Source organism: Methylomicrobium lacus, assembly GCF_041897535.1.
Lineage (GTDB): Bacteria > Pseudomonadota > Gammaproteobacteria > Methylococcales > Methylomonadaceae > Methylomicrobium > Methylomicrobium lacus_A.
The window spans coordinates 1226175-1248503 of the sequence record NZ_CP169217.1 but is presented as its reverse complement, the minus strand read 5'-3'; the positions used below and the strand labels follow the sequence as shown (position 1 = coordinate 1248503).

Below are 22329 nucleotides of genomic sequence, written 5' to 3'. Positions count from 1 at the left end.
TTAGGACGGATAAGTGGATTGCATCTACCTTTGGCCTTTACACAAGGCCCAGTTCGACCAGAATCAAATCGATCGCCTTGATGCCGATAAACGGCACGATCAGTCCGCCGACGCCATAGATCAGCAAATTGTTTTGCAGCAGCTGTTCCGCACCGACCGGCTTGTAGCGGATACCTTTTAGAGCGAGCGGAATCAGCGCGATGATGATCAACGCATTGAAAATCACCGCCGACAGGATCGCGCTGTCCGGCGTCGCGAGCTGCATCACGTTCAAGACATTCAGCGCCGGATAGGTCGTCGCGAAGGCGGCCGGAATGATCGCGAAATATTTCGCGACGTCGTTCGCAATGCTGAAGGTGGTCAAGGCGCCGCGCGTCATCAACATCTGCTTGCCGGTTTCGACGATCTCGATCAGCTTGGTCGGATTCGAATCCAGATCGACCATGTTGCCGGCTTCCTTGGCGGCTTGGGTGCCGCTGTTCATCGCCACCGCGACGTCGGCCTGGGCCAGCGCCGGCGCGTCGTTGGTGCCGTCGCCGGTCATCGCGACCAGGCGGCCGTCGGCCTGATGCTCGCGGATCAGCTTGAGCTTGGCTTCCGGGGTCGCTTCGGCGAGAAAATCGTCCACGCCCGCCTCGGCGGCGATCGCGGCGGCGGTCAGGCGGTTGTCGCCGGTGATCATGATCGTTTTGATGCCCATCTGGCGCAGTTCCGCGAAGCGCTCCTTGATGCCGCCCTTGACGATGTCTTTCAGTTCGATCACGCCCAGCGCATGCGCGCCTTCCGCGACGACCAGCGGGGTGCTGCCGCGGCGCGCGACATCGTTGACCAGCGTTTGAATCTCCTGCGGAAACTTGCCGCCCTGTTCTTCGACGTAGCCATGGATCGCGTCGGCCGCGCCCTTGCGGATCTGCCTGCCTTCCATGTTGACGCCGCTCATCCGCGTCTGTGCGCTGAAATGTACGAAAGTGGCGCCCAAAGAATGCACGTCGCGCTCGCGCATGCCGAATTTTTGTTTCGCCAGGATCACGATGCTGCGCCCCTCCGGCGTTTCGTCGGCCAATGAGGCCAATTGCGCGGCATCGGCCAGGCTCTTTTCGATGACGCCTTTGACCGGAATGAAGGCCGAAGCCTGGCGATTCCCCAACGTAATCGTGCCGGTCTTGTCGAGCAGCAGCACGTCGACGTCGCCGGCGGCTTCGACGGCCCGGCCGGAAGTTGCGATCACGTTCTTCTGCATCATCCGACCGATTCCGGCGACGCCGATCGCGGACAACAGGCCGCCGATCGTGGTCGGGATCAGGCACACCAGCAGCGCGACCAGCACCGTGATCGAGATCGGCTTGCCGGCGCCGGCGCTTTCGACGCTGTACAGCGAGAACGGCAGCAGGGTGACCGTCGCGAGCAGGAATACCAGCGTCAAGGCGACCAACAGGATCGTCAGGGCGATTTCGTTCGGGGTTTTCTGACGCTTGGCGCTTTCGACCATCGAAATCATCCGGTCCAGGAAGGTTTCGCCCGGATTGACCGTAATGCGGACGACCAGCCAGTCCGACAGCACCCGCGTGCCGCCGGTCACCGAACTGAAGTCGCCGCCGGACTCGCGGATCACCGGCGCGCTTTCGCCGGTGATCGCGCTTTCATCGACCGAGGCGACGCCTTCGATCACCTCGCCGTCGCCCGGAATGAAGTCGCCGGCCTCGACCAGCACGACATCGCCGCGCCGCAAGGTCGAGCCGGCGATCTTGCTGTAGTTCGAACCGTAGCGCGGTTCGTCGAGTTTTTTCGCCGCGATGTCGCGCTTGGCGCTGCGCAGGAACGCCGCCTGGGCCTTGCTGCGGCCTTCCGCGACCGCTTCGGCAAAGTTCGCGAACAGGACCGTGAACCAAAGCCATAACGCGATCGCCAGCGTGAAGCCGGATTCGACTTCGCCTTGCCCTCTGAGTGATTGAATCCATAAAAAAGTCGTCAGCAGACTGCCGATGTAAACGACAAACATCACCGGATTTTTCGCCTGCTGCCTGGGCGATAATTTTCGAAACGCATCGAGCAGCGCTGCCCGTAAAATTTGCCGATCGAATAACGCGGTGGAAACCGATTTTTTACGCATAAAATTCTCCCCGGTCATTTTGTCATTTGCAGATGTTCGACGATCGGCCCCAACGCCAAGGCCGGCACGAAGGTCAGCGCGCCGACCATCAGCACGGTGCCGATCAACAACGCCACGAACAGCGGCGTGTGCGTCGGCAAGGTGCCGGGGCTCACCGGCACGATTTTCTTTGAGGCCAATGAGCCCGCGATCGCCAACACCGGGACGATCAGCCAAAAACGCGCAAACAGCATCGCGAAACCGAGCGTGATGTTATAAAAAGGTGTATTCGCCGACAGTCCGCCGAATGCGCTGCCGTTGTTGTTGCCGGCCGACGAAAACGCATAGAGCGCTTCGCTGAAACCGTGCGCGCCGGGGTTGAATAGCGAACTTTTGCCGGCATCGGTCATTATTGCGGCGGCCGTGCCGCCCAGGACCACCAGCGGCGGAATCAGGATCGCGACGGCGGCCATTTTCATCTCAAAAATCTCTATCTTCTTGCCGAGATACTCCGGGGTGCGGCCGATCATCAACCCGGCCACGAACACCGCCACGATTGCAAACACGATCATCCCGTACAGACCGGAGCCGGTGCCGCCGAAAATCACTTCGCCAAGCTGCATCAGCCACATCGGCATCATGCCGCCAAGCGGCGTAAAGGAATCGTGCATCGCATTGACCGAGCCGTTCGATGCCGCGGTCGTCGCGACCGCCCAAAGCGCCGAATTGACGATGCCGAAACGGGTTTCCTTGCCTTCCATGTTGCCGCCGGCTTGGGCGTTCGACGGGTTTTGATCAGCGCCGAGGGTTGTCAAGATTGGATTGCCGTGCTGTTCGGCGCTGACGGTCACGAAGACCAGCGTAACAAAAACGATCGTCATCGCCGCCAGGATCGCCCAACCTTGTCGGGTGTCGCCGACCATCATGCCGAAGGTGTAGCACAGTGCGGCCGGAATCAGTAGGATCGAAAGCATTTCGAGGAAATTGGACAGGGGGGTCGGATTTTCGAAAGGATGCGCCGAGTTCACGTTGAAAAAGCCGCCGCCGTTGGTACCGAGCTGCTTGATCGCGACTTGCGAAGCCGCGGGCCCCAACGCCAGGGTTTGTTCATGTACGGCGATTTTTTCAAGCACCGGCTTGCCTTCGGCGTCTTTGAGAGGCTGTCCGTCGTCACCGAGCTTGGGCTGTTCGTAGCTGACGGCCTCGGCCAACGTGACGTTTTGATAAGGGCTGAAGGTTTGCACGACGCCTTGCCCGGCCAAAATCGATGCCAAGAGCAGCGACAGCGGTAGCAAGATATAGAGCGTGCCGCGCGTCAGATCGCCCCAGAAATTGCCGATCGTCTCCTGGTTGCGGCGGATGAAACCACGAATCAGCGCGACCAGCACCGCCATGCCGGTTGCCGCCGAGACGAAGTTTTGCACGGACAATCCGAGCATCTGGGTCAGGTAACTCATCGTCGTTTCGCCGCCGTAGCCCTGCCAGTTGGTGTTGGTCGCAAAACTGACCGCCGTGTTGAACGCCGAATCCGGGCCGATGGCCGGTAAATGCTGAGGATTGAACGGCAAATAAGCTTGCAGTCTTTGTAAGGCAAACACGGCCAACAGGCCGAAAAAATTGAATATCAGCAGGGCAGCGGCGTATTCGGTCCAGGACATTTCCTGTTTCGGATTGACGCCGCCGAGTCGGTAGATCATTCGTTCAACCGGGATAAGCCAGCGCATCGGCCTGACCGGCTTGTCCTGATAAATGCGGGCCATGTACCCGCCGAGCGGTTTCGCCAGCGCCAGCAAAGTGGCGAGATAAACCGCGATTTGTAAAAAACCATGGCTCGTCATCAGAATTTCTCCGGAAAAAACAATGCAAAAGCAAGATAAATGAAAATCACCAACGCGATGCCCGCGCTCAGGAGATAAAGCCCGGTCATGACGAACTCCTTAATTTTTCGAAGGCGTAGACCAACGCGCCGGTCAGCAGGAAAAACCCTGCGCAAAGAAAGATAAAAGCGATGTCCATACAAGTCCTCGTAAGATCAGTACGGTTTGCAAAGCTACGGGGCCAGGTGTCCGTAGTTCCTCTTAACCTCCCAGCGCCGGGATGTGCAACAGAAAACACTTATTCCCGGCTCGATCGGTTTGATTACGGAATAGACTACGCATTCAAAAATAAAAAAGATGTAAAATTTTCGGTAGAATGCGCGCCTTTGTTGTTTGTTTAACCATTTCACCATCCTGCCGAGAGGGCAATGAATCCATCATCTCTTCCGATTAGCCCTTATCCCGCCGATTTGCCCCGCCGGGATTTACGGCGCATGATCCGTCTCGTCCGCCTGCTGCACAAGTTGAGCGGCAATACCGCCTACCGGAGCCATCTGGAAAGCCTATTGCCGGCGAGCGCGCGCTTCGATCCCGGTCATCATGCGGTGATGATGGGCTACGATTTTCATTTGACCGAGATCGGGCCGAAGCTGATCGAAGTGAACACCAATGCCGGCGGCATCTGGTATGCGAGCCTGTGCGATGATCCGGAAACGGTCGGATTTCCGGAGCGGCTGGGCTCAAGGCTGCTAAAAACATTCTACGACGACTATGCCCGCTTTCGGAACGCTCCCGAGTCGCGCCCCAAAACCCTGGTAATTTTGGACGAAAATCCGGCAGAGCAGCCGCTTTATGCCGAAATGCAGGTTTTTGCGGCGCTGTTCAAAAAAGCTGGCATCGTGGCGGTGCTCGCAGATCCCTCGGAGATTGCGGCGCAAGAGGACGGGCTTTACCTCAACGGCAAGCCGGTCGAGATGATTTATAACCGGCACTGCGATTTTTATCTGCAAACGCCGGAGTTGGAACATATTCGCGCGGCCTACTTGCAAGGGCAGGTGTGCCTGAGTCCGAATCCCCATGCCTACGGCTTGCTGGCCGACAAGCGGCGGATGATGCTGTGGTGCCGGCCTGCCATCATGCAGGGCTTCGGGCTCTCGGAGGCGGAGGTCTCGCTGCTGGCGGCGACGGTGCCGGAAACCCGGTTGTTGGCAGAGCTGACGACCGAGGAAGCCTGGAGCATACGCAAACAATGGGTATTCAAGCCCGAGACCGGCTATGCGAGCCGGGGCGTCTATGTCGGCGACAAGCTGACCAAACACAAGCTGGCCGAACTCGTACAGGAAGAGACCTTGATCCAGCGGCGGATTCCGCCTTCACTGACGTTCGGCGAGGACGGTCAGGCATTCAAGACCGATTACCGGCTGTTCGTGTACCGCGACCGGATTCTCGGCGTCGCCACGCGGATTTATCAAGGCCAGGTGACCAACCTGCGGACCGAAAACGGCGGCTTTGCGAAGGTGCGGCTGGTCGTCTGAGCCGCAAACCGGGCGCATCGCCAGAGTTTTCAGATATTTTTCGTGCCTTTCGTGGTTTTTGTGGACAATGCGCAACATTAAATCCATTAAGCAGAAAATAATTAAACTATGTTATTTGACGCAGTCCAAATAAGTCAAATCACGCATCTTCATGAAAAAAATAGGGAACTTGCGTGATAGATGGCAGACGGAGATGGGCGATTGTTCGGGATGATGCCAACCAAAGTCAGTCCAAAGCCAGTAAAGCCGGGCATTTGAGCGGGTGAGGGCAAGCGCCTTCAAAATTTTACGACTCTTTTGAAGTTTTGGCATTGAATCTGCTTATTTATTGATAAAGCATTACTCTGTCATGAGGTCATAATAATGAGTCAACAATTAGCACAGTCCAAAGTCACAAAAACTTCCGGCAATAACGGCGCCTTGTTGTTGGGAACCGGTCTCGCGTTGGCGTCGATGATTCTAATTCCTGCCTTGGCGACCCGCATGGGCTTGGGTGCAAGCCTGACCGGCGCGCTCAGAATGGCAGTGATGAAAGCCGGTAATCAGGCGATCAGAAGTTGAGGATTCGCTCTGTTCATGGTTTCCCCTAGGGTTCCCATGCTTGGCGCTCTTCGTTATGCATCGATGTCGTCATACGCGCCGGAGTGACGGATTTGTGTATAACGATGAGCGCTCGGTGTGGGAATCCGCCCCAAGGACATAAGGTGAATCCCCTCGTGCCATAAACTATAGCTTTTTCATGACTCTTCATTGTCATCCTTGCCCGATTCGCCCACTGCAACGGTCGTGTGGATCGGGTTTTTTTGCTTTACGCTAAAATTTTCAGAAAGGCATTGCGTCTGGTCGCCGAGTTTAGTAGCATTTTCCTACCACGTAATAAACTGATGTTGATATGAGCGAAATCGATAAGGCGTGTGATCTTTGCGGATTGCCTGTGTTGACCCCAGGTTTCAAGTTGCGCACGAAGGAGGGTGACAAGGATTTTTGTTGCGAGGGTTGCATGGGCATTTATCAGATGCTGCATGAAGATGAGGTGCTCACACTTGCCGATCAAGCCGATCAAAACGATTGAGTCGCGTTTTTTCCAGCCCCTTCCTTGTCCCCCCCCGTAGAAACAGATTTTTCAGCAAAGCCGATGTTCACGGCAGCGTCCGTATGCCGTGCGGCAGTTGCCGGTCGGCGAAGGTTTTGGATTCAACTACAAGAGGAGTGTCGTGATGGCGCATGTACATGGCAAAGGCGTGATGAAGGAAATGAGTAAAGTCAAGGATTCCATGGGCAAGGAAATTGTGAAAGGCTCGATGGCTTCCGTTACCGTACATACAGGAGCAAAACTGATGAGTAAATTAACGAAATACCCCGTTCTGGTGTTTGGGGCCGGCGTTGTGGCCGGTATCTATGTCTATAAATACCGCAAGCAAATCATCGCGAGCGCCAACAAGGCAATCGATTCCGGCAAGGACTTTGTGTTGCAGCAAAAAGAAAATCTGGAAGACATCGTCGCGGAGACGAAGGAAGAGAGCTGACAAGCCGCAGGGTATTTCCCTTCCCCTATTTTTGCAGAGACGGGTGATTTCTCTTGATGAGGGAATCACCCGTTTTTGTCTATTCCGAGTGTTTTTTGACTTATGGCTATTCAAAAAGAGTTTGTATTACGCTATCGCGGGTCAGAGCACGTTCGTTTTGAAATACCTTCCGCGTTTTGTGACGAGCAGATAGCTGAAGCGTTAACCGGACGGCTGTTGGCTGTGGACGGTGTTTACCGGGTTCAGGTCTATCGAAGCCAGAGAAAATTGGCCATCCGTTATCAGGAAACGGTGCACGATTTCACCGGCTTGTGCAAATTGTTGTTCCAGATCGTCAGCGAGCTGGAGAAAGACGCGCTGGCGGAAACCCGGCCGAAAGCCGTGCAGATCGCCAAACAGCGCCTCAAAAACCGGCTCAAGAATGTCAAGGCCTTCCGCTGGTTCGGCAACAAATACGACGATGCGAAGGAAACCTTGCAGGCCGCTAAGATCGTCGGCAAGGGCCTCACCAAACCGGGTAAATTCTTCAAGGATCCGGAAAAGATGGTGATCGATTTTTTAAATGACATGCTGGTGCTGTTCTTGATCCGGCTGCATTGGGACCACATCACCAAGGAATGGATTCCGCGTCCGTTCAAGTACCGCTACGAATGGATGGCGGTGTTTTATATGATTTATTTGCTGATGCGTTCGCGCCGGCCGAAACCGTAAGCGCCAGAAGATTCAGTAATAAGTAAGTAGGAATTATCGATGAACGATCTTGCAGCGACAGGTTACAGATATTTTCAGGTACGGCATCAGTTGCAACGGCGGATACGGATCGTGGCGCCGATGTTGAAAAAGGACGATGAGCGCTGCTACATCCTCGAAATTCTGCTCAAAAAGCGTGCCGAAATCAAACGGGTGCGTTCGACGCCCGCGCTCGGCACGGTCGTGGTCGAGTTCGATCCGAACCGCCTGCCGAAGGCGAATCTGCTGCTGATGCTGGATGCGGTGCTCGGCAACCTGGCCAGCAAGCCCAGTTCAAGCGGCCAGCGTAAGAAAGCCGATTTCTCGAACGGCGTGCAGGAGGTTGATCTCGCGATCGAGGGCATGACCTGCGCGTCCTGCGCGCTGCTGCTCGAAATGGTGTTCAATCGCGATGCGAAGGTCAAACAGGCCAGCGTCAATTTCGCGACCGAGACCCTGACCGTGGTCGGGCAATTGAACCGGGACGAGGTGTCGGCGAAGATCGCCAGCCTCGGCTACAAGGCCTATGCAATGGATACCTTGTCGCAGCGCAAGAAACTGATCGAAAAGGAACAGTTCCGTATCCGCTCGGCCTGGCGGCGGTTTTTGTGGTCGGCCGTGCTCAGCGCGCCGGTAATCGTGCTCGGCATGGGCATGGCAAAGTCGCGTCCCTTGCACTGGCTGCAATTCGTGCTCGCGACGCCGGTCGTGTTCGGTTCCGGCAAGCCGTTTTTTGACAAGGCGGTGAGGCTAGCCAGGCACAAGGCCGCGAACATGGATACCTTGATCGCGCTCGGCGTCGGCGCCGCTTATGCCTTCAGTCTGTCGTCATTCTTCAGACGGCGCGGCCACATGTATTTCGAAGCCGCCGCCGCGATCATCGTGTTCGTGCTGCTCGGCCGGTATCTCGAAGAAAGGGCCAAGGGCAAGGCCGGCGAAGCGATCCGGCAACTGGTCGACTTGCAGCCGCAGACCGCGACTTTGATCCGGGACGATCGGGAAATAATCGTCGACGTCGAAAGCGTCGAGGTCGGCGACATCCTGCTGGTGCGGCCGGGCGAGAGGATTCCGACCGACGGCGAGGTCGTGCACGGCATTTCGACCGTCGACGAGTCGATGGTGACCGGCGAAAGCATGCCGGTGGTCAAGGACGTCGGCCATCAGGTGATCGGCGGCTGCGTGAACGGCAACGGCGTGCTCCGCATCCGCGCGACCGCAGTCGGCATGGATACGGTGCTGGCCGGCATCGTGCACATGGTCGATCAGGCGCAATCGACCAAACTGCCGATCCAGAAACAGGTCGATCAGATTTCCGCGGTCTTCGTGCCGTCGGTGATGGCGGTGTCCGGGCTGACTTTTGCCGGCTGGATGGCGCTCGGCGCGCCGTTCGGCTTCGCGCTCGGCAATGCGATCACCGTGCTGCTGATCGCCTGTCCCTGCGCGCTGGGCCTTGCGACCCCGGCGTCGATCATGGTCGGCACCGGCCAGGCCGCGAAGAAGGGCATCTATATCCGCAACGGCGAGAGCCTCGAAGTCGCGGCGAAGCTGAACGTGATCGTGTTCGACAAAACCGGCACGATCACCGAAGGCAAGCCGAAGGTCAGCGATCTGTTGAAAGTCTCGCGCCTCGGCGAGGAAAAGCTCGTGATGTTGGCGGCTTCGGCCGAGCGCAACTCCGAGCATTTCCTCGGCAAGGCAATCGTCGACCATGCGCGCGAGCAGGGCATCGAACTCAAGGAATGTTCGCGTTTCTACAGCGAACCGGGACGCGGCATCGAAGCCGACGTGGACGGCAAATCCCTGCTGCTCGGCAATCTGGCCTGGATGCGCCAGCGTGACATCGACGTACAGAATCTGGAAGCCGCGGCCGGCCAATTCGCCGAACAGGGCAAGACGCCGGTGTATATGGCGGTGGGCGGCAAGGAAGCGGCGGTGTTCGGCATCGCCGACCAGCCGCGGCCGCATGCGGCCGCGGCGATCGCGCGTCTGCACCGGCTCGGCGTCGAGACCGTGATGGCGACCGGCGATACCGAAAAGACCGCGCAGTTCATCGCCAGCAAAGTCGGCATCTCCGACATCGCCGCGAATGCGAAGCCGGAAGAGAAACTCGCGATCATTCAGCGCCTGCAAGCGGAAGGCAAAGTCGTCGGCATGATCGGCGACGGCATCAATGACGCGCCGGCCTTGGCCGCCGCGGATGTCGGCTTTGCGGTCGGCAGCGGCACCGATATCGCGATCGAGTCGGCCGACATGACCTTGACGCAGGGCGACATCACCAAGGTGACCGATGCGATCGAGTTGAGCACCGACACGATACGGATCATCAAGCAGAATCTGTTCTGGGCCTTCGGCTACAACACGATCGCGATCCCGGTTGCCGCGGTCGGCAGGCTGAATCCGATGATCGCCTCCGCCGCGATGGCGTTGAGCTCGCTGTCGGTGATTTTGAATTCGTTGCGCCTGAGCAAGAAATAGGATTTTAAGATGGATCATTCAATGATGGAACACGCCGCCATGAACCACGCGGCGATGGATCACGGATCGATGCACGGCATGGCCGAGGTCGCGAATGCGGCCGGCGGCTTCGATTACACGCTGGCCTTCATCGCCGGCTTCCTGGGCAGCGGCCATTGCCTCGGCATGTGCGGCGCGCTGGTGTCCGGCTATTTCATGAATTCGGGCAAACAGCGCTCGTATTGGCCTTATCTGATGTATCAGGTCTCGCGCATCTCAGTCTATACCCTGATCGGCGTCACCGCCGCGCTGCTTGGCGTCGTGCTGGTGTCCGGCGGCCTGTTCGGCAAGATCCAGAGCATCCTGCAGATGATCATTGGCATCGTGGTGATCGGTCTCGCCTTCGGCATCCTGGGCTGGCTGCCCTGGCAGGGTTCGCTGCGCCTGTTGCCGTCGCAATGGCTGCGCAAGGGTTATGCGACCTCCAGGCAGCAAGGCCCGCTCGGCGGCGCGATGCTGGCGGGCCTGTTGAACGGCATGATGCCGTGCCCGTTGACCTTCGCGATGGCGGTCAAGGCGACCACCGCGACGACCGTGCTCGAAGGCGGCTCCCTGATGCTCGCGTTCGGCGCCGGCACCCTGCCGATGATGCTGTTCATCAGCCTCGCCTTCGGCAAGATCAAGGCGAACATTCGCGGCCTGATGTACAAGGCCGCCGCCGCGATCATGGTGTTCATGGGCATCAACACCTTCTACCGCGGCCTCGGTTTTTACCTGGACCAGCATTTCAAGCATCACAATCACTATATGATGATGCAGGAATGGGTGAACGAAATGATCGCTTATCTGAATGAGTTGATCGCTTATTTCGGCGATTTGGTCAACAATATTCAGAACATGTAGATTGCTTGTTTCATCTGAATTGTAATTCAGGTTACGCTTTCGCTGTCGGATTGTAATCCGGCTTTCGCCGGACGGGCCATGCTGCCCCCGTCCGCAGGGTTTCTCGCAAGCTTCAATGTTTATAGCGGTTGCCAGACCTAGCCGGTTGGAGGTTCATAACGATAGCCGGCCCCATAAACCGAATGCACGACTTCCGTTCCGGGCAACAGTTCGGCCAATTTTTTGCGCAGCTTCTTGATATGGCTGTCGATCGTCCGGTCCGAAACGATGCGTTGATCCGGGTAGATCAAATCCATCAGCTGTTGCCTCGACAAAATGCGGCCGGGCTGCCGATACAAAGCCTGCAACAATTCAAATTCGACCACGGTCAATTCGGTTTCCCGGCCGCCGGCCCGCACGCGAAAACAGGAGGGGACGAGAGTCAGCACATGCTCGGCATCGGCGGATGCCGGTGCGGGCGGCTGCTGGCGGCGTAAGACCGCCTTGACGCGCGCGACCACTTCACGCGGACTAAACGGCTTGCAGATATAGTCGTCGGCACCGAGTTCCAGGCCGAGCAGGCGATCGATTTCTTCGATGCGCGCGGTGACCATGATGATCGGCACGGCGCTGAAGGCGCGTATCTCGCGGCACAGTTCCAGGCCGTCCCGCCCGGGCAGCATCAGATCCAGCAACACCAGGTCGGCCCGATGCCGCCCGAGCCAGGGCACGACCTCGATGCCGTCGCCCAGAATCGTGCTGGCAAAGCCCGCCGCATGCAGATAATCGGCTTCCAGCTGCGCAAGCTTGGCCTCGTCTTCGACAATCAGTATCTGTTTCATCCCTTCACCGGAAGTTCGATGCGGACAAGCAGCCCGCCCAAGGGGGAGGCGCTTGCACGGATCGAACCGCGATGCGCCTTGACGATATTGCTGCAAATCGCCAGTCCGAGACCGGCGCCGCCATGATGGCGGCTGCGCGAGCTTTCGACCCGGTAAAAGCGGTCGAACAGGTGCGGGAGCGCCGATTCCGGCACGCCCGGGGCACTGTCGGCAAATTCGATCACCAGATTGCCTTCCTGCCGCGAGACCGTAATGTCCAGTCGGCCGCCTGCGTCGGTATACTTCATGCTGTTGGTCAACAGGTTGCGAAAAAGCTGCGACAAACGGTCCGGGTCGGCATGGAGAGTGAGCGGAGACTCCCGTTGGCAGGTCAATTTGACGGTCATGTGTTTGGCGGCAAATTCGGGGCTTAGGGCGTCCCTGTCCGCCTGCAAAATCGTCAGCGGATCGACCGCGGCTTTGCGATAGCTCAAGGCGCCCTGATCGGAGAGCGATAATTGATACAGGTCGTCGGTCAGACGATTCAGCCGCATCAGATCGGCGTACAATGAATCGACCGCGGCGCGCGTCAGGGGGCGAATGCCGTCCTGCAAGGCTTCGAGTTCGCCGCGCAGTACCGCGATCGGCGTTCTCAGTTCATGCGAAATATCCGCGATCCAGCGCCGCCGCGCCTGTTCGGCCTGGTCCAGGGCGGCCGCCATCTCGTTGAAATCGCGCGCCAACTGCCCCAATTCGTCGGTCGATTCGATCGGCAGACGCATGTCGTAACGGCCCACGGCGAGCGTTTTAACCGCACCGGCGATACGCTTTAACGGGCGGCCGAGCACATAAGCCAATATCAATGCCAGAACCGCCGACAAAAAAACCATCAGCAGCGCGATCCAGACAAAAGACTGGGTTTGCCGTTCGATGAACTGCAGCTCGATCGGCTGATTGGGCGGTTTGCCGGGCAGCACCCCCAGATACCCGACCACCTGCTGTCGATGGCGGATAGGGTGTAAAGTCAATTGCGCCATACCTTCGCGGCGGCCGAAAATGATCGTTTTGTCGGAACGCAATAGCATAAGGCTCAACTCCAGCGGCCGAAAGCGGCGTTCGGCTCTGGGGCTGGGTAGATCGGGCGGCCATACATCGGGCGGATCGTTCAGTGTCTGCTTTAACCACTTTAACGAAAGACGATGCCGGCGCTCATGGCTCTGCGCTAATAATTCCAGCCATTTGTGCTTGTTGCCGGTCAATTGTTTCCAATCGGGATCGGTGGCGTAATAATCGCCGAGGTTTTCGAGCAAGGTGGTCAGATGTTCCTGCTGCCTTTTCTCGACGAACTCGGCAAAGCCCCGGTCGAGCGACCAGCGCATGAAGGCATACATGCCCGCAACTACCAGCAGCGTAGTCAGAAGCAAGGTCAAAAACAGCTTGAAGCGGATCGATTTGGGCATCGGGGGCGTAAAGAAGGGGATAGTTATCCTTTCCTATGGATCGATGATCATCGGATAAGTCATGCGGTGAAGGCAGGGGATTTTACATATCCGCCCATAGGCGCCGCAAATTATGATAACAGGCGCTCAGGTTCACCGCCGGAGAAAATTTGTTCGGCATTGCGCCAGCGCCTCGGAAGATACGACTTCGGGAATTTGAATCAGCACGGCTAACCTCCGAGCGCTTGCCAAGCCAAACCGAACGCCAGTCCCAGCGAACCGAGCCCGACTCCTGCGGCGGCGAGGCGCCCGCCATGCAGGCGCGTCCACAGCAGAATCCCGGTCAGGCTCAACACGATCAGGCCGCCGGCCAGCGTATCGGCGAGCAGCACCCAAGCGACGCCCAGTCCGACGCCTTTGTGCAGGTTGGTCAACAGCGCAAACATATTGCCGGTGCCGCGCTTGACGGTCACGAAACGGTTGCCCGGCCAGTATTCGGCCTGCACCGAGTCGCGCGGCGTGCGCAGCGTGATCTGCCAGCGCGGCGGCTGCTCGACGCTGACGCCGTTCCAGAGCACCGTTCTGGCCGGCTCGCGCAGGATCTTCGCGTGCCCGGCGCCCAGCCGGAATTTTTCCCCAAGCCAGGCCGCGAGCGCTTGCGGGTCGCCGGGGAGCGGCTCCGGCAAGGCCAATTGCGCTTCGGTCTTTTCGACCTTGGCGGCCGGAATTTTCATCACCTCGTGGTGATTCAACAGGATGCCGGAAAAGCCGAACAACAGTCCCAGCGACGCGCCCCACAGACCGATCCAGCCATGGGTGCGGCGCAGCCATTTCAGGAAGCTGCCGCGCGCCCAGTTTTTTGGCAAGAACAGATAGCCGCCGCCGGATTTCCGGCGGGGCTCGATGCTAGGATTCATGGAGAGATGCATGGGGCTCCGTGTCTGGGAATGAAGTGATTCAATTGCGATGCGGGTTAAAACGGCTATCGGACTTTCAGGCGTTGATAGGTGAACATAGAGATTACTCGGGTTTTTCGAGGCCTTTTTGATGCTTCCAGTGTTCCCGGCGCTGCTTTTTGAGGTCTTCCAGCTTGGCCAATTGTTCAGGGCTCAACACCTTCGAGAGTTTGCTGTGAGTTTCTTCGTGCAGCGCCTTGGCTTTATCATGCTGCTCCTTGAAGATCGCCTGTACCTGGCTTTTTTGCTCGTCCGTCAGTTTCAGTTCCTTGGTAAGCCGTTCGATTCTCTGGCCATGGTGTGCATCCGAATCCGGATCGTGGCCGCCGGAAAATGCGGCCGCGGTTAACGGGAAAGTCAAAGCGATTGCGAGTGTCAGTAAAGTTTTGTTCATGGTCTTATTCTCATTCGAATTAATGATGGGGATTCGAACGGCACTTCGCCGTTCTTGATGCTCAGTATAAGTGGGGACCATGCAAACAATTTGCAGCAATTGTGAAAACAATGTGGAAGTTTCAGTTTACCGGGCGTGCGCTGCTAAGCGTGTCGAAACTTCACCCACAGCGACAATTGCCTGACAGCGGCGTTCCCGGCCAAGCCCTGTTTGAAGCCGTCTGTGCACTGTCCGCCGGGCATGTGGCTTCCCGTGTTTGGGATGGGGTATAGGGCGGCTAGAACTTCATGCTGACGACCGCGTTGGCGACGATAGGCGACCCCGGCGTGATATTGTTGTTGCTGTTCGCCGAGGCGTAATATTCCTTGTCGAAGAGATTTTCGACATTAACTTGCACCTGGATATTTTTGTTGACTTTGTAGTAGACGGCCGCATCGAAGCGCAGATAGCCCGGCAGCGTGACTTTGTTGTCGGTGGCCGCAAACATCTTGCTGCGATAGACCGAGCCCAGGCCTATGCCCCAATGCGGGGTAATGTCATAACGGTTCCACAGTGAGAAGGTGTGTTCCGGCACCTGAGCCAGGGTGGCGCCGGCCTGAGCGGTGGCAGATAGGCTTTGGGTGATCTCGCCGTTCTGATAGGCGTAGCCTCCCATGACGCTCCAGGCGTCGGTGATGTTGCCGCTCAACCCCAGTTCTATCCCTCGCGTGCGCTGGCCGTCGACCAGAAACGACAGCGCTGGATTGTTGGGGTCGGTGGCAAGCGCATTGAGGCGGTCCAGCTGATAAAAGGCCAGCGTTGCCGACAGGTCCGGGCGAATATCCCATTTTGCGCCGAGTTCGTAATTCCTGAATTGTTCCGGCTTTAGCGCCTGGTTTGTCAATGACAGCGAAGCCAGTTGTTCGCCCGCTCTCGGTACATAGGCGATGCTGTAATTGGCATACAAGGAGAAGCTGTCGCCAAACGGTTTGAAAACCAGCCCTCCGCGCGGCGACACCAGATTGTCCTGGCTGGCAAAGGTTCGGCCGTTGCGATGATTGCGGAAATCGACTTCGAAACGGTCATAACGCAAACCGAGAATGGCCTGCCAATGCCGGCCCAACTCGATCTGGTCCTGCACGTAACCGGCCGCGATGGTCGCCACGCCGTGATTGTCGGCGTCGGTGGCGCTTTGCCGGAAAGTGACGGGGCCGATGTAGCGCGGATTTGCCAGCGCCACATTGACCGAGGTGGCGTTAGGGCCCACGGCGGTAAAATAGCCGGTATTCCGATAATTATCGGTTTCCTGATGGCCGAACTCGGCGCCGGTCAGGAACTTGTGCTTGAAAGGGCCGGTGTCCACGGCAAACGTCAGATCGGTCTGGTTGAAGAAATTCTCGCGCTGAGTCGCGTTGTTGTAGGCTGAAATGGCGACTTGCGTGCCGGCCGCATTGACCGCTCCCGGGAATATGTTCTGGTAGAACTTGTCGTAGATGGCGTAACGGGTGCGGTTGCGCACCGCGACACCGCCGCCGAAGTCGTGATCCAGCAGGGCATTGAAGGAATCGACCGTGGTCCCGGTCGGACTGCGGTCCGGGTCGCCGAAAAACGTGGAGATGTCGGTCTTGACCGGGCGTCCCTGGTATGAAGAAATCCCGCGATCGGCGACGCGGTCGTCCTCGTAATGCTCATAACCGAGCGTGACTTTGGTCTGGTCGCCGGGTCTCCAGGACACGGTCGGGTTGACGCCCCAGCGCCCGGCATCGAAGCCATCGCGGTAACTGCGGGAGTTCTCCCATAGGCTGGTCAGGCGCACGGCCAGGCTGTCGTTGATGGCCTGGTCGAAGTCGCCTGTCAGTCGCCATTTATCGAAGGAGCCGGCCTGAAAATTCATTTCCCGCGCCGTGTTCCAATCCGCCTGCTTGGTGGCGCGGTTAATCAGGCCGCCCGAGCCGCCGCGGCCGAAAATCATCGCGTTGGGACCTTTGAGGACGTCGACCCGTTCGACGTTATAAAGGTCGCGATAATATTGCACGTCGTCGCGAATGCCGTCCACATACATATCCGATGTCGAACTGTTGCCTCGAAATATCGGCGTATCGCGATTGCCTTCGCCCTGGGCGATGCCGACCCCCGGTGCATAGCGTATCGTATCGGCTATGCTCTGCATGTTTTGATCCTTGATCAATGCCTGGGTGATGACGGTCAGCGACTGCGGCAGGTCGATCAGGGGCGTGTCGGTCTTGACGGCGGTGCTGTTGGTTTTGGCTTGATAGCCGTGGGTCTCGTTGGTTTTTTTATCGCGCTCGGCCTTGACCTCGATACTTTCCAGCATCACCTCGTCATCATGGTTCGCAGGCTCCGCCGCCGGTTCGGCCGCGCACACGGCGCCGTTCAGAACGGCGCTCAGCGGTAACAGCACGCCCATCTGCCATTTGGCGGTGCCGGATTTATTATTGGTTGCGCACATAAGGTCCCCTTATCCGTTTGCATGTTCAGCATTGCTGGCTGCCTGGCGGGGAACGCTGGGTGGCTAAATTGAGGTCGTTGAGCAGGCGATTGCGTAAATGCGGCAAAAAGCGTTACATGACAAGACGCAATCGATAATGATTCTCATTATAATGTATTGATGGGGTCTGTCAAGCGCTCGGCGCTGCAGGCTTGCTGCCTGGGATTATTCCGTCCTCCCAGTAGCGCTCAGGAAACCAGGCAGCCAGCCGTGCTGCCGCGCTTCCCGCGTCACGGTCCGGAAGCCGATGTGTGACATCGGCAGATTCGCCTCATGAGCCTCCCGCGCCGATGGACGGTAACGTACGCAATAATCCTGCGCGCACAGATGCGAACCGCCTTTGATCACCATGCCACGGTTCGGTTTGCCGGCCGTCGCGGCGTCCGCTCCGTCGGCGGCCGTGCCGTGCCTTGGCGTATAAATGTCCCGGGTTTGTTCCCAGACATTGCCGACCATGTCGAACAAGCCAAAACCATTGCCCGGATAGCAGCCCACCGGCGCAATGCCGGCGTGACCGTCTTCCTGATTGTTTTCCAACGGAAAATGGCCCTGCCAAAAATTGGCCCGGGGCTTGCCTCGGTTGTCGCGCGGTTCTTTTTCGATGTCCCGGTCCTGCACCCCGGCTTTGGCCGCGTATTCCCATTCCGCTTCGCTCGGCAGTTCCCGGCCCAGCCAGTGGGCATACGCTTCGGCATCCCTGAGCGTGACCAGGGTTACCGGCTGATTGGCCTGTGCCTCGCTGCCGGGGCCTTGCGGATGACGCCAGCTTGCGCCAGCACGATACTCCCACCAGGGATAGAGCAGGCGCTTCAATTCTTCCGCCCGCGGTATCCGAAACACCCCGCCGCCGCCTTCGTGCTCGGCTTCGGTGACATAGCCCGTGGCCTGAACAAAAACTGCAAACTGCGCCACGGTAACTTCGGTGCGGTCAATCCAGAACGTTTGCACCTGCGTTCGAACTTCCGGACCTTCGTCCGCATAGCCTGCGGTGGTTCCCAACGTGAACTCGCCGTCCTCGATGCGCACCATCCCGGCTTTTGGATCGTCGCCCCAGCCGGCGGGCAGGCCGGAATAGGCTCGGCAGCGTTCGGCCGTGCCCAAAGCCGGCTCCAGAGCATAGCCTGGATGGCTGAGACAGGTCATGACCAGCGTCCAGCCTATCCCCGTCTTACCCGGCCATCGTCGTCCCGGTTCCATCATGCGGCGCGGCTTACCGCGGTGGTGCCGGCAGGCGGCCGGTGTTGCCGGGCTTTTTGGCCAGTACCGCGCCGCTATCGTGCATATAGCTTTGCCATTGCCGGTACAATGTGGCCACTACCTCGGGATGCTGCGCCGCCAGATCCCGGGTTTCGGTGCGATCCTGTTCGATATTGTAGAGTTGCCAGTGGCCGTCGCTGGGTCCCAGGGGCGGTTCGGTCCAGACGATTTTCCACGGGCCGCTGCGCAAATAGGTGCGGCCGTATTGCTCTTCGCCCACCGGTTCCGGATGCAAAGGCGCCGCATGCCGGCCCCGCAATTCGCCGAGGAAGGAATGCCCGGTAATCGGATAGACGTTTCTGTCCTTATACTTGACCAGCGGGATGCCGTTGACGCCGGACACGCCAGCCGGCGCGAGAGGTTGCGCAATGCCGGCCATCTCCAGCAGGGTGGGGGCGGCGTCGCGGACGTGAGCGAATTCGCGCACCGGCGTTTGTGCTGCGGATTGGCCGGGCAGATGCACCACCATCGGCACCGAGGTGCCGCCTTCCGTGGTAAAGCCTTTCACTAGGCGGAACGGCGTGGCGCTGACTTCTGCCCAGCGCCAGCCGTAGCGGATATAGGTTTTTTCAGTGCCGGGCGGATTGAGGGTTTGGTCCCGGCCCAGGCTGGCGATGTTTCTGGCATTGGCGGCTTCCTGCTCGGCGCTGACCCGGCTGCCCTCCGCGCCGTTGTCGGAATGGAACACGATGAAGGTGTTGTCATATTGGCCGATGTCCTTCAGGTGCTGGATCAACAAGCCAATGTTGTAATCCAGATTCGACACCATGCCGGCGTAAATCTCCATATAGCGGGCTTGCAGCTTTTTCTGTGCCGGCGGCAACTGTGCCCAGGTCAGATTGATATTGCCCGGGCCGTAGTCCACATTGTCGGTGTGCTGCCCGGGCACCGTGTCGGCATTGATATAGCGGGCATTGGGCCGGCCGAAGTTGGCGGTGGCCGGCGACGCGCTGGCGGCATTGGGCAACAGTTGTCCGGGCAGCGTGTAATCGGCGGGCACGAAACCCAATTGTTTTTGTTTGTCCAAGCGCCGCTGGCGGATGACCTCGTAGCCGGCATCATAAGCGCCTTTGTACTGGCTAGCCCAGGGTTCCGGCACTTGCAAGGGCCAGTGCGGCGACGTGTAGGTCGCAAAGGCGGCGAAGGGTTTGCCGTCTTTGATGTGCTCGTCGATATTGGCGATCAATTTTTGCGTGTAAACATGGGTGTCGTACCAAGGCCTGCCGGCATTGTCGGTCGCCGGCAGGCTCACAAACCGGCCGTTTTCGGTGTAAGTCTTGTCGCTGGCCCGGTCATGGCCAAAGTGGTTTCCGGTCGCGCCGCCAAGCAGAGTGAACGAATGCTCGAAGCCCCATTGGTCCGGCGTTTTGTCTTCCTTGGCGTTGATTTTCGAACCCAGATGCCACTTGCCGGCGATGTAGGTATGATAACCCGCGTCGCGGAGCAACTCGGCGATGCTGAGTGCCTGATTGTTCAAATAGCCTTCGTAGCCCGGCAAGCCCTTGCGTTCGTCGTTTGGCGGACCCATCGTGCCTTCACCGACCAGATGATGGTCGGTGCCTGAGTACAGCATTGACCGCGTTACTGCGCAGACGGTCGAGGTGTGATAATTCGTCAGTATCCGCCCGGACCTGACCAAGGCATCCAGATTGGGTGTGCTGATTTCGCCGCCGAAAGCGCCGATGTCCGAGTAACCCAGGTCGTCGGCGATGATGTACAAAATATTGGGCTTGCTGCCGGCCAAGGGCGGCTGGGGCGTCACGGCGCAGGCGCTCAGGGCGGCGACGGCGATACCGGCCAGGCCAATTTTTGGCGCGTTAAAGACAGACGGAGACGACAGGGTTTTTGATAAGCAATGGGATGGTGATGCGGTCACGGGCTACTCTACGGGGTGATTGGCAAAATCAGCAAACCCGATGAGTCAAGCAAGTAAGAGACCAATATTTTTATTTTGATAGATCAGAAGCTTATCAACTCGGCGCAGGGCTGGACTGTTGCTTTATCAGCAGGCGATGTTGAAGCGCTGTCCGACGGCGAACAGATTCAGAGGGGTTCAGTGCACGGTTTCGATGCCAAGTGATTGCCCGATGCGTCCGGCCTGCTTATAATCGCAAAGACGCGGGAAACTCGCCGCTATCCGCTTTTTAACGACGGCAAGGAGTATGGCATATGCAAGGCGACAAACAAATTATCGAGCAGTTGAATCAACTATTGGCCGGCGAACTGACCGCCGCGGATCAATATTTCATTCATTCCCGAATGTATCAAAACTGGGGCTTCGACAAACTGTACGAACGGATCGGCCATGAGGTGCAGGACGAGCTGGGTCATGCCGACGCCTTGATCAAGCGCATTCTGTTTTTGGAAGGCATACCCGATTTATCGAAACGCGACCCTTTGCACGTCGGCGGCAGCGTACCGGAGATGCTGAAAAACGATCTGGCATTGGAACTCAGCGTAGTCGCAGCGTTGCGCAAAGTGATTGCGTTTTGTGAACAACGGCAGGACTACCAAACGCGCGAGATTCTGCGGTCGATGCTGGAGGACACCGAGGACGATCACGCGCATTGGCTGGAAAAGCAATTGGGACTGATCGAGCGACTGGGGCTGGAAAACTATTTGCAAGCGCAGCTTTAAGGAAGCGCTCGGAGCGACGCGAACGCCGAGCGCGTTGACAGCGCGGAGAGCAATGGAGAGAGCCGCCATTGCCCCGCGATGAGTTTTTATAAGGCGGATGCATGGCCATTATTGGGATACCTCAGAGGGTGTAGACAAAATAAAGTAAAATAGGAGGCTTCTAGAATTATATCAAAAAGTCGAGTGATGAAGCGTAGCGGCCGACCTGCCAAAATAACCGCTGGGGATTTAGAGATACTCAAGGAACTGACCGCGGAGAAACCAACGGCGACATTGGAAGAACTGGTCAAAGCCTTTCAGGAGCGCACTTCGCGCTGCGTCCACGGCGCCACGTTACGCAAAGCGCTGACGGCCGCGGGCATCCAGCGGATAAAACCGGCAAAGCGTTCGGCGGCGATTGGTAAGACGGCGGATGCTAAGCTCAAACGGTATGGTTATCAGGAACGCCATCGTCAGCCAGTGCAAGACGAACGCTATGCGAGTTCGCTGACGGATGCGGAATGGGCGCTGGTGCAAGACTTGTTCGAGCCTGAAGGCGGACGGGGAGTGCCGGAGAAGGTGTCGCGACGCACCATGGTCGATGCGTGTTGCTATGTCGTCCGCACGGGCTGTGCGTGGCGCTTGTTGCCGAAAGATTTCCCGCATTGGGATAACGTCTACAAAACCTTCCGGCGCTGGAGCGCACAAGGTCGTTTCGAGGCCATGCACGATCGTCTGCGGCAGATGTGGCGTGTGCGCGAAGGGCGGGAAGAGGAGCCCAGCGCCGCGGTTTTGGATGCGCAAAGCACGCGCAGTTCGCCGCAGGGCGGGCCTTCCGGTTACGACGCCGGCAAAAAGGTCAAAGGCCGCAAACGCAATCTTGTGGTCGATACCTTAGGGCTCGTCTTGGCCATCAGCGTATGTGCCGCCAGTCTGCAAGATCGCGATGCCGGCACCGAGGCGATCGCCCGTGCTGCTGCCAAGTACCCGACCGTGCAACGCCTGTTTGTCGATTCGGCTTATGCCGGGCAATGGGCGGCTACGGTCCAGCAACAGCACGGCGTCACGGTGGAAGTCGTTCGCCATCCGGCGAATCGGAATGTAGGACGGTGGGCGCAAGCCGGTCAGCACGATTTGTTCCCTGAAACGTTGACCACCGGCTTCACCGTGTTGCCTAAACGTTGGGTGGTCGAGCGTACCCACGCCTGGAACGAGCGCGCCCGCCGCCTGATCATGCATCACGACCGCCTGACCGATGTCTCTGAAGCCTGGGTTTGGCTCGCCGAAGCGAGAATTCTCGCCAGTCGGCTGACAGGGTAGTTTATT

The 22329-nt window shown here is 58.2% G+C and carries 20 protein-coding genes; 9 read left to right on the top strand and 11 right to left on the bottom strand.

Annotation, left to right across the window (positions count from 1 at the left end; genetic code table 11):
- Window positions 1–37: 37 nt before the first annotated feature.
- The 3 genes from kdpB to ACEPPP_RS05475 are packed head-to-tail and all read right to left on the bottom strand — an operon-like array spanning window position 38 to window position 4016.
- Window positions 38–2110 (bottom strand): potassium-transporting ATPase subunit KdpB, encoded by a 2073-nt coding sequence (gene kdpB / locus ACEPPP_RS05485; protein ID WP_374090033.1) that lies wholly within the window; start codon window positions 2108–2110, stop codon window positions 38–40.
- Window positions 2111–2124: 14 nt separating this feature from the next.
- On the bottom strand, window positions 2125–3927 hold the full coding sequence (gene kdpA / locus ACEPPP_RS05480) for a potassium-transporting ATPase subunit KdpA (RefSeq protein ID WP_374090032.1): 1803 nt from the start codon (window positions 3925–3927) through the stop codon (window positions 2125–2127).
- Window positions 3927–4016: a potassium-transporting ATPase subunit F gene (locus ACEPPP_RS05475; protein ID WP_374090031.1), complete on the bottom strand. Its 90-nt coding sequence runs from the start codon at window positions 4014–4016 to the stop codon at window positions 3927–3929. Before ACEPPP_RS05475 ends, kdpA begins: the two co-directional genes overlap by 1 nt.
- 384 nt (window positions 4017–4400) lie before the next feature.
- Between ACEPPP_RS05475 and ACEPPP_RS05470 the strand changes: the two genes are divergently transcribed.
- Window positions 4401–5441, top strand: coding sequence for a hypothetical protein (locus ACEPPP_RS05470; protein WP_374090030.1), 1041 nt, complete (start codon window positions 4401–4403; stop codon window positions 5439–5441).
- Window positions 5442–5552: 111 nt separating this feature from the next.
- Here ACEPPP_RS05470 and ACEPPP_RS05465 read toward each other — a convergent pair whose 3' ends face one another.
- Entirely contained in the window at window positions 5553–5753 is a 201-nt protein-coding gene (locus tag ACEPPP_RS05465; RefSeq protein WP_374090029.1) for a hypothetical protein, read from the bottom strand.
- A gap of 51 nt (window positions 5754–5804) precedes the next feature.
- On the opposite strand from ACEPPP_RS05465, the gene ACEPPP_RS05460 reads away from it, so the two are divergent.
- The 6 genes from ACEPPP_RS05460 to ACEPPP_RS05435 all read left to right on the top strand — a co-directional run bounded on the left by ACEPPP_RS05460 (window position 5805) and on the right by ACEPPP_RS05435 (window position 11053).
- Entirely contained in the window at window positions 5805–6002 is a 198-nt protein-coding gene (locus ACEPPP_RS05460; RefSeq protein ID WP_374090028.1) for a hypothetical protein, read from the top strand.
- A 331-nt stretch (window positions 6003–6333) separates the two neighbouring features.
- Complete coding sequence (locus ACEPPP_RS05455) at window positions 6334–6513, top strand: heavy metal translocating P-type ATPase metal-binding domain-containing protein (RefSeq protein ID WP_374090027.1); 180 nt, start codon at window positions 6334–6336, stop codon at window positions 6511–6513.
- 145 nt (window positions 6514–6658) lie between these two features.
- Window positions 6659–6967: a hypothetical protein gene (locus ACEPPP_RS05450; protein WP_374090026.1), complete on the top strand. Its 309-nt coding sequence runs from the start codon at window positions 6659–6661 to the stop codon at window positions 6965–6967.
- 102 nt (window positions 6968–7069) lie between these two features.
- The gene (locus ACEPPP_RS05445) at window positions 7070–7678 is read left to right on the top strand and encodes a hypothetical protein (RefSeq protein ID WP_374090025.1); all 609 of its coding nucleotides are present in this window, start codon (window positions 7070–7072) and stop codon (window positions 7676–7678) included.
- A 39-nt stretch (window positions 7679–7717) separates the two neighbouring features.
- Window positions 7718–10171 carry a heavy metal translocating P-type ATPase gene (locus ACEPPP_RS05440; protein ID WP_374090024.1) on the top strand — a complete coding sequence of 818 codons (2454 nt, stop codon included), beginning with the start codon at window positions 7718–7720 and terminating at the stop codon, window positions 10169–10171.
- A gap of 9 nt (window positions 10172–10180) precedes the next feature.
- Entirely contained in the window at window positions 10181–11053 is an 873-nt protein-coding gene (locus tag ACEPPP_RS05435) for a sulfite exporter TauE/SafE family protein (RefSeq protein ID WP_374090023.1), read from the top strand.
- Window positions 11054–11190: 137 nt separating this feature from the next.
- Here the strand turns inward: ACEPPP_RS05435 and ACEPPP_RS05430 are convergent, their stop codons facing one another.
- The 7 genes from ACEPPP_RS05430 to ACEPPP_RS05400 all read right to left on the bottom strand — a co-directional run bounded on the left by ACEPPP_RS05430 (window position 11191) and on the right by ACEPPP_RS05400 (window position 20263).
- Window positions 11191–11874: a response regulator gene (locus ACEPPP_RS05430; protein WP_374090022.1), complete on the bottom strand. Its 684-nt coding sequence runs from the start codon at window positions 11872–11874 to the stop codon at window positions 11191–11193.
- The gene (locus ACEPPP_RS05425; RefSeq protein ID WP_374090021.1) at window positions 11871–13313 is read right to left on the bottom strand and encodes an ATP-binding protein; all 1443 of its coding nucleotides are present in this window, start codon (window positions 13311–13313) and stop codon (window positions 11871–11873) included. The genes ACEPPP_RS05430 and ACEPPP_RS05425 overlap by 4 nt, the downstream gene beginning before the upstream one ends.
- 209 nt (window positions 13314–13522) lie before the next feature.
- The gene (locus ACEPPP_RS05420; protein ID WP_374090020.1) at window positions 13523–14209 is read right to left on the bottom strand and encodes a PepSY-associated TM helix domain-containing protein; all 687 of its coding nucleotides are present in this window, start codon (window positions 14207–14209) and stop codon (window positions 13523–13525) included.
- A gap of 103 nt (window positions 14210–14312) precedes the next feature.
- Window positions 14313–14642, bottom strand: a complete 330-nt coding sequence (locus ACEPPP_RS05415) for a Spy/CpxP family protein refolding chaperone (protein ID WP_374090019.1) — start codon at window positions 14640–14642, stop codon at window positions 14313–14315.
- A gap of 277 nt (window positions 14643–14919) precedes the next feature.
- Window positions 14920–17091, bottom strand: coding sequence for a TonB-dependent receptor (locus ACEPPP_RS05410; protein ID WP_374090018.1), 2172 nt, complete (start codon window positions 17089–17091; stop codon window positions 14920–14922).
- Between the two features lie 204 nt (window positions 17092–17295).
- Entirely contained in the window at window positions 17296–18330 is a 1035-nt protein-coding gene (locus ACEPPP_RS05405; RefSeq protein WP_374090017.1) for a formylglycine-generating enzyme family protein, read from the bottom strand.
- Window positions 18331–18340: 10 nt separating this feature from the next.
- The gene (locus ACEPPP_RS05400) at window positions 18341–20263 is read right to left on the bottom strand and encodes an arylsulfatase (protein ID WP_374090016.1); all 1923 of its coding nucleotides are present in this window, start codon (window positions 20261–20263) and stop codon (window positions 18341–18343) included.
- 293 nt (window positions 20264–20556) lie between these two features.
- Between ACEPPP_RS05400 and bfr the strand changes: the two genes are divergently transcribed.
- Together bfr and ACEPPP_RS05390 are read left to right on the top strand one after the other, a co-directional pair.
- On the top strand, window positions 20557–21024 hold the full coding sequence (bfr, locus tag ACEPPP_RS05395; RefSeq protein ID WP_374090015.1) for a bacterioferritin: 468 nt from the start codon (window positions 20557–20559) through the stop codon (window positions 21022–21024).
- A gap of 186 nt (window positions 21025–21210) precedes the next feature.
- The gene (locus ACEPPP_RS05390; protein WP_374086814.1) at window positions 21211–22323 is read left to right on the top strand and encodes an IS5 family transposase; all 1113 of its coding nucleotides are present in this window, start codon (window positions 21211–21213) and stop codon (window positions 22321–22323) included.
- Window positions 22324–22329 lie beyond the last annotated feature (6 nt).